At 39.0% G+C, this 12258-nt stretch carries 14 protein-coding genes; 11 read left to right on the top strand and 3 right to left on the bottom strand.

From position 1 onward, the window contains the following. Nucleotides 1-36: 36 nt before the first annotated feature. A complete protein-coding gene (locus RQ763_RS00805; RefSeq protein WP_294928547.1) occupies nucleotides 37-315 on the top strand; it encodes a hypothetical protein in 279 nt (92 codons plus the stop codon). Nucleotides 316-488: 173 nt separating this feature from the next. Continuing rightward, nucleotides 489-1145: an AMIN domain-containing protein gene (locus RQ763_RS00800; RefSeq protein WP_314150536.1), complete on the top strand. Its 657-nt coding sequence runs from the start codon at nucleotides 489-491 to the stop codon at nucleotides 1143-1145. Nucleotides 1146-1148: 3 nt separating this feature from the next. On the opposite strand, the gene RQ763_RS00795 is transcribed toward RQ763_RS00800, so the two are convergent. The 3 genes from RQ763_RS00795 to RQ763_RS00785 form a co-directional block, all read right to left on the bottom strand. Then, entirely contained in the window at nucleotides 1149-2957 is a 1809-nt protein-coding gene (locus RQ763_RS00795; protein WP_314150535.1) for a DUF4105 domain-containing protein, read from the bottom strand. An 88-nt stretch (nucleotides 2958-3045) separates the two neighbouring features. Further along, nucleotides 3046-3492 (bottom strand): DUF3015 family protein, encoded by a 447-nt coding sequence (locus RQ763_RS00790; protein WP_314150534.1) that lies wholly within the window; start codon nucleotides 3490-3492, stop codon nucleotides 3046-3048. 58 nt (nucleotides 3493-3550) lie between these two features. Further along, nucleotides 3551-4141 carry a hypothetical protein gene (locus tag RQ763_RS00785; RefSeq protein ID WP_314150532.1) on the bottom strand — a complete coding sequence of 197 codons (591 nt, stop codon included), beginning with the start codon at nucleotides 4139-4141 and terminating at the stop codon, nucleotides 3551-3553. A 153-nt stretch (nucleotides 4142-4294) separates the two neighbouring features. Between RQ763_RS00785 and RQ763_RS00780 the strand changes: the two genes are divergently transcribed. From RQ763_RS00780 to mgtE, 9 genes are read left to right on the top strand one after another with little or no spacing between them, the layout of a single operon-like run. Next, nucleotides 4295-4951: a DUF3313 family protein gene (locus RQ763_RS00780; RefSeq protein ID WP_314150531.1), complete on the top strand. Its 657-nt coding sequence runs from the start codon at nucleotides 4295-4297 to the stop codon at nucleotides 4949-4951. A gap of 11 nt (nucleotides 4952-4962) precedes the next feature. Then, nucleotides 4963-5709 carry a metallophosphoesterase gene (locus RQ763_RS00775; RefSeq protein WP_314150529.1) on the top strand — a complete coding sequence of 249 codons (747 nt, stop codon included), beginning with the start codon at nucleotides 4963-4965 and terminating at the stop codon, nucleotides 5707-5709. A 43-nt stretch (nucleotides 5710-5752) separates the two neighbouring features. Further along, nucleotides 5753-6223, top strand: a complete 471-nt coding sequence (locus RQ763_RS00770) for a hypothetical protein (RefSeq protein WP_314150528.1) — start codon at nucleotides 5753-5755, stop codon at nucleotides 6221-6223. Then, on the top strand, nucleotides 6220-7293 hold the full coding sequence (locus tag RQ763_RS00765; RefSeq protein ID WP_314150527.1) for an ABC transporter permease: 1074 nt from the start codon (nucleotides 6220-6222) through the stop codon (nucleotides 7291-7293). Before RQ763_RS00770 ends, RQ763_RS00765 begins: the two co-directional genes overlap by 4 nt. Further along, nucleotides 7290-7913 (top strand): ABC transporter ATP-binding protein, encoded by a 624-nt coding sequence (locus tag RQ763_RS00760; protein ID WP_314150525.1) that lies wholly within the window; start codon nucleotides 7290-7292, stop codon nucleotides 7911-7913. Before RQ763_RS00765 ends, RQ763_RS00760 begins: the two co-directional genes overlap by 4 nt. Next, entirely contained in the window at nucleotides 7897-9438 is a 1542-nt protein-coding gene (locus RQ763_RS00755) for a hypothetical protein (RefSeq protein WP_314150524.1), read from the top strand. The genes RQ763_RS00760 and RQ763_RS00755 overlap by 17 nt, the downstream gene beginning before the upstream one ends. Then, entirely contained in the window at nucleotides 9435-10343 is a 909-nt protein-coding gene (locus tag RQ763_RS00750) for a hypothetical protein (RefSeq protein WP_314150522.1), read from the top strand. Before RQ763_RS00755 ends, RQ763_RS00750 begins: the two co-directional genes overlap by 4 nt. Nucleotides 10344-10391: 48 nt before the next feature. Further along, nucleotides 10392-10916 carry a YceI family protein gene (locus tag RQ763_RS00745; RefSeq protein ID WP_314150521.1) on the top strand — a complete coding sequence of 175 codons (525 nt, stop codon included), beginning with the start codon at nucleotides 10392-10394 and terminating at the stop codon, nucleotides 10914-10916. 12 nt (nucleotides 10917-10928) lie between these two features. Further along, complete coding sequence (mgtE, locus tag RQ763_RS00740; protein ID WP_314150519.1) at nucleotides 10929-12257, top strand: magnesium transporter; 1329 nt, start codon at nucleotides 10929-10931, stop codon at nucleotides 12255-12257. Nucleotide 12258: the final 1 nt, after the last annotated feature.

Raw genomic sequence — 12258 nt, 5'->3', positions numbered from 1 at the left:
TATTTAGGTTCAAAACTTTTCAAATAAGAGCTTTTAATGAGAGATGAAGAGCTTTACGAGGGAATAGACGACACGCAGAGTTTTACGCAAAAATATCTAGGTCTGTCTTTAGCAAAGTTCTTAATACTTCTTACATTTGTACTGGTAACAGGAGTATACATAGGCATACTTCTGTATGGAACCAATTCATTAGAGGTTATGCTTGGACTTCAAGATTATGAGGAGTATCTGCAGAGTGAAATCAGCAGACTTAGAACGCAAAATGCAGAGCTTCAAAAAGAGTATTTTGAGTTAAAAGAGATTTCTGCAAAATAGCGCTTAATCTTGATATAATACACCATAGAAATCTCAAAAAACTTGTTTTATGTAGCTTTTAGGTATGCTAACCAATGGCATACTCCATGGTAAGGGGGTTGTAGGGACCTTAAGTCCCTGCCACTAAAACGGACGAGTTCGTTTGAGTGTTTAACATTATGAGAGGGGTGACTTTGATTAGAGTTCTGTTTATATCTTCTTTGTTTTTTTTGCTTCTAGATGCTAGAGAGAATCCCTTCTTTGCGTCTGAGGGTGAGAAAGATATATTGATTACATCAAATAAAGATGGAGGAAGTGAGCCTCTAAAAAGAGCTACTATAACCATTCCCTCGCAAGCAAGAGTTCTTCAAAAGGTAACCGTGGAGTTTAAAAATCTTGACGGTTCTATTGAGAAAAAGAGCATAGAACTTAACAATGCCGTTGATTGGCACCTTCCTCTCTTTATCTCCCAGAGTTATGCCCAACAAGATAACAATACGCAGCCGCAAACTACAACTTCCACTCAAAAAAGTGTTCAAAAAAAAGAGACCTATCAAAAGATTGCTTCCATAAAATATGTTTCGCTCTTCTCATCTCAAAAGAGTTTAAAACTAGTAACAGAAGATGAGGCAATAAGAAATTTTTTGCTTGTCAATCCTCATAGGCTTGTTATAGATTTTAAAAGAGACAGCAGCATTAAAAGTTACATTAAAAAAATTCCAAATAATATCTTTAATGAGGTGAGAATCGGAAATCATGATGGTTACTACAGAGTTGTTGTGGAGTTGGATGGACTCTATAGATATAACTTTAAAAAAATTGTTGATGGCTATCTTATAGAGTTAAAGTAAGTTTTAAAAGTAGAGGTTTAGATAGACTCTCAAGCTATCCTCTTTGTTATTTACTTCTTGTTTGCCTCTCTCTTTATAGTCATATTTAAACTTTATTTGAGTGTTTTGCGAGACTCTAAGGCTTTGTGAGAGAGCAACCATATTTTGCTCCTCACCGTTATCGTACCATCTTCTGGAAGCTTCAATATTTGTGCTCATTGAGTTATATCTGTCAAATACGATACCAACAGAACCGCCTATTGCAGATTTTGGCTCTCCACCTAGATAAAAAAGCGGATCAGCCATGATGTAGGTATAACCAAGTTTATTTCCCCAGCTTAGTCCTACGCCTACCGTACCTATGAAATTTGCTGTAGACTCAAGCGAGTTTCTATCCCAGCCAAACTTCGTTCTCCAAGAGAGGCTTTCAAAAAAGTGAGATCTTTGTGCAAGAGAGACAATGGAGAGAATGGTTGCATCTTCAACCTCTAAGTCACTCTTTGAGTAGGAGAGCTCAAGATTCATAAACTCTATTTGAGTGCCTCTTAAAAATCCATAGTTACTATCTTCTAGGTCATGATATGCGGGGCGAATACCTAAAAAGCCAATAGCGTCACCATCTCTGGAGCCGGCGCCGATGGTTGCTCTTATGGCTCTATGGCTCTCAATAGGATTTGGAGGGGTTTTTATATCCAGTTTATCTCCCTGCCCAAGTTTTGCTCTTGCTTTTGAGAGCTCATGGAAGAGCTCTAAGTATCTCTCTTTTTCTATTTTGCTTTTGCTAAACTTGTACTCAAGCAGCTCTATTGATGCCTCTAGAATATATTTTTTCTGCTGCACTTCAATATTTAAATTTGTTAAAACTTCATCTAGGGAGATGTCAAAATCTACCAGTTGCAGCGGGAGGTGGATATTTTTTCCCTCTATAAGTTCCTCATATTTTAAAAGAGTGGTTCTTTTTGATGGTCTGAAAAACTTATCTTTAATGATGTTTTCTAGATTTGCGACATGAGCAGTCTCTAGAGGAATTACCTGATAGTTAAAATACTCTCTGAGGTGCAGTGAGGGTCTTGCAACCTCTAAGAACCAGAGCATGTTGTATGAGCAGTTTTCGGTAAAAAAATAGTAGTATGAGTGTGTTTCATTGAGTTCCCAGATATGCTCTATCATTCTGCGCGTTTCATCTTCGCTAAAATCAAGATCATACTCCCAAATGTCTCTCTGCTCGCTATCTCTATACTCTTTGAGTTTGTCATAGTATGGAAGCAGCGAGTATCTTCCGAAGTATCCTCCAAAGAGACCCTTGATTGCAAAAAGTATGGCATTCTCTTCATCCGGATTTGCATCTGCAGCGTAATTTACGGCATAAGAGAGAAGTTTAGAGTCATATACCGAGTTAATGCGCAAAAATGTGTGTCCAAACATGGAAGCTGGAGAGTTTATGTGGGCTGATGGGAAAACTAGAGTTACAGATTTTGGCTTTAGTCTCTTGACGATGGCATCATACTTTTCACATTTCACTTCAGGAAGGTTTGAAATAGAGAGTTTTTCTTTTAGCCAGGCTTTTCTTGCAGGAAATCTGCATGCAGTTGCGTTGTCATCAAAAGCAGTCTCATTCAAAAGCGCATCAATAGTGGCATTAAGTTCATCTTTTGCATCTGTTTTGCCGTTGGGTGATAAAAAAAATCTCTCATCGTCTATCTCGCTTCTGCCGTCTTGCATATGCAGCAGCAGATTCCAGTATCTTGAGTCCGATAGATTTAGTTCTTGCGCTTTTTGTTTATATATATCTGAAGAAGCATTCAAAAGAGAGAGAGAAATAGTAAGTAGCAAAAATAATTTGTTTAAAATAGGAAGTTCCTGAAGTTGATGTTTAGAAGAGCAAAATCAAACGAAAATATTCGTTTGATTTTGACTTTTTTTAAAGAGTTGTTGTAGAGATATTGTCAAGTACATCAGCCATTTTTACATCTTGGCTAGTGTAGATTTTGTTGTAGTTCTCTTGTAGAGATGCAGAGAAAGTAGCTTTGTCTGATATCTCTAAAAGTTCTGCCAACGTATCGATGCTCTCTCCATGTCCAATTGCTATCTCTTTAGCAATTTGATCCATATTTGAAGCAACAAACTCTTCAGCTTGTCCATTCATAACAAATTTAGTTTTTTGGCAACCCAAAGTTCCAGAAGTAATACCGAATGTTTGGTTACCTGAAGTACCATTTGTAGTAGCTTGAAGAGCCAACAATATAGCTGTAGAATCATCTTTGATAATCATAGAACCAAGACCACAACCAGTCTGAGAGTTTACGCCTGCCATTGCAGATGAGCTTAGTGCTATAACTGCCGCAAGACTAACTAGAATTTTTTTCATTGAACTTCCTTTTATTTTAAGATCAAACAATTGTAAGATTTATTAGCTTAACTAAAAATTAGTTTTTGTTAAGTTCTGCATCTTTCCAATATTTTGTTCCCTGAACAGTAGCTTGAAGCACTAAGCCGTTTTGTGTCAGTTTATAGAGTCTTACACCTGGAGCAACAGTGATTGCCGCATTAAGTGAGCCGCCGCTCTCTTCATACTTTGCAGCAGCATCTGCTTGCGCGTTAGCTTCCCAGCCAGATCTTACAAAAGTGTCATAAGCTCTTTTGTTCTCAAAGAGAAAAACAGCTCTAAAATCTTTAACTCCAAGCCCAAGCCCTAAGCCTCCGGATGCCATGTTCATGTAGGTGTTGATACCTGTCCTGTTGTTATGCGCCATCCCTTTTCCGCCCTCTGCCGAGAAGAGAACTAGATTTACTCCGACGTTACTAAATGTTGCATATCCGTAAGAGCGGAGCACAATTTTTCTAGCCTCAGGTGCATATTTATAGAGCAGTAGCATTGTTTGGTTGCTGGCAATGATACGATCTACTCTCTCAAGCCTGTTCTCTTCGCGTATCTCTCTTTTGCTCTTTCCCGACCAAAATCCAGAAAATATGAGAGCTATTAGAAGTAAGCCGACGATTAGTTTTAGGTGTTTCATTGTGCAAGCCTTTAGCGCTACTCTAAGTTTATAGCAATAACAATATCATAATTTATTAAAATAGGTAAAATTTATAATATATAGAAAATTTAATCTAAAATGATATTATTACAAAAAACAGTAGAGACACGCTGTTTTAAATAAAGGATTAATTTGAAACTATCAACAACATTTACTGTAGCACTAATCGCTTTTGCATTTTTAATAAACGGCTGTGCAGGCAAGAGTGTAGCGGCTAAGAACAGCGGCTTTTTTAATGACTATACACAATTTAAGAGTTCCGATGGACTTAGTGCTACGAAGAGTTTTAAAGAGTATGAGATCTCAAAGCACAAAACAGTTTTAATCTCTCCTACTAAGGTAATAGCGATGATTCCTGAATCACAGCAGAGTGATTCTCAAAAAATGCTTTATAAAAAGATATCCGAGTATGTAACAGAGGGATATAAAAGTGAGATTCAAAAAAACAGCAACTTTAAAGTTGTGAATACGAAAGAGCAGGATACTATTGTTTTAGAGTCTGCCATTTCTGCAGTTGAGGTTCATTTTGACGATAAGAAGTGGAACCAATTTTCGCCTATCGCAATGGATGTGACGGTAACATCATACAACTCTTATGCCGATGGAAATGTCAGAATTTTGGGAGAGAAGCGTATTATTGATGCTACAACAGGCGAGAGTATGTTTGAGAGCATGGAGATAATCAAAGATGAAAAAATCATCTTAGATGACGAGAATCTGAAGTTTGAAAATATTAAACCCGCTCTTGATAAGTGGATAGAGCTTACAGTAAAACATTTTCAAAACTAGGCTAGGCAAGAGTGTCTCTTCAGATAGGCTGGAAATATTTTCCCTTTGATGAGATAGCAATTCAGAGCGATTCATTTTGCAGCTCTTTAAATGGGCTTCGCATAATTTTGCTCTCAGATTTGCATCTTTGTAAAGATGTTGAGATCCAGTATCTTGAAAATCTTGTCAAAAAAACAAATGCTCTTAAGCCTGATCTTGTGCTCTTTAGCGGAGATATACTTCAGACATCCGCGCTAAATGTAAAAGAGCAGCTGGAGTGTTTTAGAGAGCTTGAAGCGCCATCTTACTATGTGACTGGCAATCACGATATTGTTTATGGTCCAAAAGGGCTAGAGTCGGTTATGGAGAGTGTCGGAGTTCATTGTCTTGACAACAAGATAGCGGAGATAGCACTTAAGGGCTCTGTTGTGCAGTTGGTGGGACTTAGTGATAGATACGGTTTTGTAAGAGGGATAAAACGGCCTATAAAAGAGCTCTTTAGCAGATTGGACCCAAAACTCTCTACTATACTACTTACTCATCAGCCAAAAGATATAGCTCATGTGGAAGATTTTCGCATAGATTTACAACTAAGCGGACATACGCACGGCGGGCAGATATACCCTTTTAGTATTGTTGTTAAATATTTTCAACCCTATATTTCAGGGCTTTACACATATAAAAATACGCTTCTATATGTATCTAGAGGGCTTGGGTACTGGGGTGTTAGGGTAAGATATAGAGTTGCAGCCGAAATACCTGTTTTTACCATCAATTAACATATCGATAGTATAATTTTATCTTAACTATTCAAGGAAAAAAATGAATAAATTTTTCACCGCTTTAACTCTTAGTGTCGCGATTTTAGGTGCAGCTCCGCTTAGTATAAACTCCCCGCTTAATATGCTGGATAGCTTTAAATATGAGACGCCGATGGGGCGCCAAATGAAAATACCCAAAAAGACCAAGTTGGTAATAGTCGCTTTTGAAAAAGATACGGGAGCTTTGGTTAACGAATATCTCAATACTCAGAGCCCTTTTTATCTGCCAAAAAACAACTCTGTATTTATAGCGGATATAAACAAGATGCCCTCGGTAATTACGAACATGTTTGCCCTGCCAAAACTTCAAAAGTATAAACATCTTATATACCTGCACTATGGAGAAAAATTCCAAAATGCGGTTCCAAACGAAGAGCAAAAAATCACTCTTCTGCATATAGAGGGGTCAAAAATCAAAGAGATATCTTTTATCTCGACAAAAGAAGAGTTAAAAATGGCGATTGAGAAGTGATTTCACTCAAAGCACTCAGCAAGAATCCTTTTAAAACCATTCTAATATTCTCATCTATTACCATCGCCGTAATGGCGATTTTTCTCATTAGCTCCGTATCTCAGGGCGTAATTGGGATGTACTCGAAGATGATTAATACGGATGGCGATATCATTGTCACACAAAAAGGCATTTCGGATACATTTTTTTCAAACGTCGATATTGCGCTTTTGCAAAAAATAGATGCACTGCAGTATGTCTCTTCAAGCTACGCTATGATTGTCGGCGCTTCTCCTATTGGGCATATACCCATTGCAGGGATTTACGGTACGACCGCAAACCATTTTCCTCACTACAAGCTTGTGGAGGGAGTCTATCCAAAAGAGGGTGAGGTAATACTCGGTGAAAATCTCGCAAAACAATTTTCTACAAAAGAGATAAACATAGGAAATAAGAAATTTGCAATTTCTGGTGTTTACAGCAGTGAAATAGGCTTTGAAGAGGGTGGTGTTGTTATGAATATAAGAGATGCGGGCAAGCTTTTTAACCGCTCGGCATCTTTTCTCTTGGTCTCATCCTCATCTCCCAACGAGATAGATGCCATTGTGGAAAAAATATCTGAGTTAAGCAGTGAGGTTGAGGTAAAGACGACACAGACTTTTGTAAAAGAGTATAACCAGTTTAAAATCATTGAGAACTCATCCCTTGTTATCTCAACGCTCGCTTTTGCTATGGGACTTATGGGAATTGCCTCGGTTATGAGTATGATTGTAAACTCTAGAAAAGAGGAGTTTGGAATAATGCGCGCACTCGGCAAGAGCCGCCTTTTTATCATTAAAAACCTCTTTTTTGAAACACTTATTATGAGTATTTCTGCCTATATATTTGCGCTTCTTCTAAGTCTTGGCATTTTGGCTATGCTTCCGCATATTGAGATGCTTCAGGGCTATGTAAACGGAACACTATCGCTCTCAACCGCGCTGTATGTTTTTGCCTCAACGATTTTTATGGCTCTTTTGGGTTCGCTGATACCAGCGTGGATTGCCTCTAAAACGGACCCGATACTTCTGATAAATCAAGGATGTGCATGATACAAGCGTCACATGTTTCTCACTTTTACGGCGCAGAGCAGGTTCTTTTTGACCTCTCATTCGAGATAAAGAGTGGCGAATTTCTCTTTTTAAGCGGAGAGAGCGGAAGCGGAAAGTCAACGCTTCTCTCTATTCTCTCAACCCTGCTAAAACCTTCAAGCGGGGAGCTTTTAATAGATGGTGAGTCGGTTGAAAAAATCAAAAATATAGACTATTTCCGCCAAAGCAAGGTGGGGTTTGTTTTTCAGTTTCACTACCTTATAAACTATCTAAGCGTTTATGAAAATATAGCTCTTGCAGCTCTGGAAGATAAAAAACAAAATATAGAGAAGATACTTGGCGAGCTTGGTATCTTAGAGCTGTCATCGCGTTATCCAAATGAGATATCTGGCGGACAGAGGCAACGTGTGGCACTTGCGCGCGCCCTTGTAAACGAACCAAAAATCATCTTTGCGGATGAGCCCACCGGAAGTCTGGACTCAAAAAACTCTCAAATAGTCTATGGACTTTTAGCCCAAGCGGTAAAGCGTGGCACTACGGTAGTCGTCGCGTCTCATGACATGCAAATAGAAAATTATGCAACTCAAATCATTAGGTTAAAAGATGGACAAATTTTATAGATTAATAGATTCGGTTATCCCTATTTGGGCTTTTATATTTTTAGGTTCTATCGTGGTAGGCGTTATATATGCGGCGCAGATGTTGGGATTTTCCTCTTTGGACAATACACTTTTAAATGCTTCAACCGCGCGCTCACTTCATATTACACTGATGCTTTACGGACCCATTATGCTCGCTCTCTCATTGCTTCCCTTTGCTCTCTTTGCGAAAGAGAAACTGGATTTAAGCGCTGCAGTAGAGCCCTTAAGAAACTACTTTTTGTTGTGGCATCTTTTTTTATTTATGGCGGTTCTCTCTATCTCTTTGGGAGTTCAAAGAGGTCTGCCGTTTTATGATTTTGCGTACGAACTTAACTTTATACTTGTGGCTTCGGGTATTTTTTATATTATTGCAATCTTTAAAACCATAAAACAGTATAAGGTTGCGCCTCTTTGGGTAAAAGTTTCAAAAGCTCTTCTTTTTGTGGCACCTTTGGCACTTATTGTTCTAATGAATCCCACTTACGGACAGGTTGAAAAAACGCTTATAGGACCTCACGGGGGCAATACTCTGGGTATGAGTTTTACTCTTATACCGCTCTTTTATCTTATGATAAAGCTGCATGCAAAAGAGGAGTTTGCCCCAAAATGGCATATCTTTTGGATTCTTCCGCTTGTCGGATATGCTCTCTCGGTCGCAACTCGTATTTTTATAGGAGAGCTGTCATACAACGAGGAGTGGGTCTATCAGTGGCTAACTTTTGCCTACGCCCCTCTGCTTATAAAGTGGTGCATGGATGCAAAGATTACTCTGAAATCCACGCCTTACCTGGTCATCTCCATCTGGGCATTTTTGTTTGTGATGATTCAGGGCAATATACTCTTTATTCCCGAAATTCGCTGGCCGTTTCATAGAAACGATTTGGTAGTAGCACACGCTCATGTCGCCATCGGGCTTGGAATATTTTTTATGTCTCTTAGCGTGTTGAAGTATTTCTACAAACTGCCCGAGAGGTTTATGCACTTTTGGCTCCTTGTTATAGGGGTTATTTTTGTCTCTCTCACGCTGGCAGGTTTCGATGAAGCAGAAATTTTTGCGATTGATGTCATATCCATGTGGCAGATTCGCCTCTTTGGCGGTATTTTAGCGGTTGTTGGAATTATCTATTTTATTGTAAAAAAGATGAAGATTTCAAAACCCTCTCTGCTTGGGCTTTACCATCTAAACGGTTTTGCCTCCGATGGTTTGGGCGCGTTGATACTCTTTTTATCAGCTCCAATGCTGTTTGAGTTTTTAGGGTTACATTTTACGCCTTACTACTATTTGGTATTTGGTTTTATGGGCTTTGTGGGAATTTTACATCTTGTTGGAATAACCAAAGAGGGGCATCTTTTTGCCTATTTTACCTCAATTGCTCGCCTTATTACGGGGAGTGTTTTTTTATCTCTCTTTTACCTTGGGACTATAGACGGGCTCGGGCTTCTTGTAGGTTTTTACGACATCTCTTACGCTCTTTTATATCTCATCTTTAGAAGCCGCCTATGATCTACTCTTTAGCTCTTGTTTTACTTCTTGGATTTGAGCTCTGTTTCTATCTCTTGATAGTCCAAACCGGTGTTGTTGAGCACTATAACTCCGATACTGTGACACTCTTTCCGATGTTTGTCGGTGGAGTGGCAGGGACTATTCTGGGCGGTTTTTCATGGGGTAAAATAAGCAACCCTATACATAAGATAATGGTTGCTCTTAGTCTGCAGCTGCTTTTGTCGACTCTATACCCTGACTACAACAGTTTTACACTTATTCTGCTTGGTCTCTCAGTCGGCGTTATGGCTCCGCTTGGGATATATCTATTTAAAGCAAAACAGCGTCAAGAGCTCCTTTTCGCTCTTGCGATTGCATACGCAATCGGCACATATTTTTTTACCTATGATGCCGATAGCAGAGTATATATGGCAGTCGGCTTTAGCGCAATTGCGCTTCTTAGCGCGTTTGTGCTTAGAGACTATATGGTCGAGACGGATGAAAAAGAGGTTTCACACCCATATCTGCAATATCTCCCTTTGATGTTCTGGATATTTTTGGATTCAAATCTTTTTGAGACCTTATCAAGGCATCCATATTTGGATATATGGTCGGAGTATACTTTTACCATTATCGTTTTTCATCTTTTGGGGTTGGTGGCAGCATATTTTATCAACATATCAAAAACAAAAAAGCATATTTTTATAGCTCTTATTTTTGCGTCTAGCTATACACTCTCATATTTGGAGCTTCCCCTTCTTCTTGCTATGCTCTACCCTTTTACCATCTCCTACTACAACGTAGTCGTATTTACGACTCTTAGTAAAGAGGCAAGCATATCCAAACTTGCCTTTATGATGATTTTTGTCGGCTGGATGGCATCTGGTCTTGGTTTGGCGGTTGCTCTCTCAAGAGCTCTGCATTAAAGCAAAATATATGCTAAAATTGTACCAATTTAATAATAAGGATTTACGATGAAAAAAATATTTACGATGTTGCTTTTAGCACTCCCTCTCTTCGCGATTAACTTAGAGTTGAAAAGCGGCTATGTCGCTGCACACACAGAGATGATGATGGATAGCACCATTGACCCGGTAAATAATCATCTCAAAGCAGAGTTAACCATAGAGAACAACGATATTACTACTATTAATGGTAAGTTTTGGGTTGAGACAACTCTCTTTACAAGCGATAAGAGCGACAGAGATAAGAGCATGTATAAAGAGATTGAATCGGATAAATTTGCTTTTGCAACTTACACAATATCGAGTATAGTAAAAACAGAGCAAGAGGATGGTTATGTTATCAAGGGTACGCTTGATTTTCACGGCCAAAAAAGAGAGTTGAACGCAAATGCTAAAATAACAACGATAGATGGCAGCTTGGTTATAGAGGCTACCTCGATGATTTTAATGAGCGATTACGGGATTGAGATGCCTTGCATGATGTTTATGTGTGTGCGTGATCAGGTTGATCTTTTAATAAAAGCTACATTTTAAGATAACTACTTTATGAATAAATTGCAAGAGTATTTAAATGCCCATGAGCTAAGCGAGATTCACCCCTCCGATATAGCAAAGATACTCAAGCAGCTCGATGATAGTGAATTTGCCGCAGCTCTGAAACTCGTACCAAAAGATCTTATCGGCGATGTTGCTCTTGCCCTTCCTGATAGATATTTTGACGATGTTGTAGAGAACTTTAGCATTGAGGAGCTTCGTGATGCGGTGTCTGCGCTTGAGTCGGATGACCAAGTTGACTTTATGCATGAGCTTCAAGAGGTTGATGAGAGTGTAGCTTCTAAGGTTTTTGATACGCTTGATGAAGACGATAGAAAGGAGATTATCAAACTCCAGACTTACGGCGAGGATGACGCTGGCGCCTATATGCAGCTTGAAATTTTCACTGCATATAAAGAGGAGATCGTACATGATGTCATAAGAAGGTTTGCGGAACTCAGACGTGCTAAAGAGATAGAAAATATCCAAAATCTCTTTATTATCGGCAACGATAAAAAACTTCTCTTTACGGTCGGTTTGGATGATTTGCTTGTCTTTGATTTTGACAAAACTATAATAAAAAACATAGAGCAGAGCGAAGATAGTTTTGAGCCAAAAAAAGCAGAGGATAGAGAGAACATTAAAGATGTCGTTCACTATTTTGAAGAGTATGACCTCTCTGTTATGCCGATCGTCAATGCGTACGGAGTTTTGCTTGGGCGTATAACTTCGGATGATATCTATGATATTATCAATGAACATGCAACGGAGCAGATGTATCATCTTGCCGGAGTTGACGATGATGCCGAGGAGTATGACGAGATATTTAGAGCCGGTAAAAAAAGAGCCTCTTGGCTTGGGCTCAACCTCTTCACTGCCATATTTGCCTCCATAGTTATAGGATTTTTTGCCGATACTCTCCAGAGCATGGTAGCACTTGCGGTTTTAATGCCAATCGTCGCTTCAATGGGCGGAAATGCTGGAACGCAGAGCCTTACCGTTGTTGTGAGACAGCTCGCTCTTGGAGGAATTTCACAGGGTGATGCTATGCGTATTATCAAAAAAGAGGTTTTAATCTCTTTGATGAATGGAGTTATTTTCGCGGTTGTTATGGGGATTGTGGCAGCGGTTTGGTTCAAGATAAATATGCTTGGCGTCGTAATTGCTCTGAGTATGGTGATAAATCTTTTTATGGCGGGTCTCTTTGGAGCGGCTGTTCCTCTTTTTCTTAAAAGAATGGATATCGACCCTGCCATAGGAAGCACTGTTATTTTAACAACAGTAACGGATGTTGTGGGATTTTTCAGCTTTTTAGCACTTGCAACATATATTTTATTGTAAG

This window comes from Sulfurimonas sp., assembly GCF_032250635.1.
GTDB lineage: Bacteria > Campylobacterota > Campylobacteria > Campylobacterales > Sulfurimonadaceae > Sulfurimonas.
Note: the sequence above shows the minus strand (reverse complement) of the source record. Positions and strands in the feature narration are given on the sequence as shown.

What these genes read in the sequence shown, in the direction of transcription:
- RQ763_RS00805 (WP_294928547.1), top strand. Translation starts at nt 37, where the DNA reads ATGAGAGATGAAGAGCTTTACGAGGGAATAGACGACACGCAGAGTTTT.
- RQ763_RS00790 (WP_314150534.1), bottom strand. Translation starts at nt 3,492, where the DNA reads ATGAAAAAAATTCTAGTTAGTCTTGCGGCAGTTATAGCACTAAGCTCA.
- RQ763_RS00785 (WP_314150532.1), bottom strand. Translation starts at nt 4,141, where the DNA reads ATGAAACACCTAAAACTAATCGTCGGCTTACTTCTAATAGCTCTCATA.
- RQ763_RS00770 (WP_314150528.1), top strand. Translation starts at nt 5,753, where the DNA reads ATGAATAAATTTTTCACCGCTTTAACTCTTAGTGTCGCGATTTTAGGT.
- RQ763_RS00760 (WP_314150525.1), top strand. Translation starts at nt 7,290, where the DNA reads ATGATACAAGCGTCACATGTTTCTCACTTTTACGGCGCAGAGCAGGTT.
- RQ763_RS00755 (WP_314150524.1), top strand. Translation starts at nt 7,897, where the DNA reads ATGGACAAATTTTATAGATTAATAGATTCGGTTATCCCTATTTGGGCT.
- RQ763_RS00750 (WP_314150522.1), top strand. Translation starts at nt 9,435, where the DNA reads ATGATCTACTCTTTAGCTCTTGTTTTACTTCTTGGATTTGAGCTCTGT.
- RQ763_RS00745 (WP_314150521.1), top strand. Translation starts at nt 10,392, where the DNA reads ATGAAAAAAATATTTACGATGTTGCTTTTAGCACTCCCTCTCTTCGCG.
- mgtE (WP_314150519.1), top strand. Translation starts at nt 10,929, where the DNA reads ATGAATAAATTGCAAGAGTATTTAAATGCCCATGAGCTAAGCGAGATT.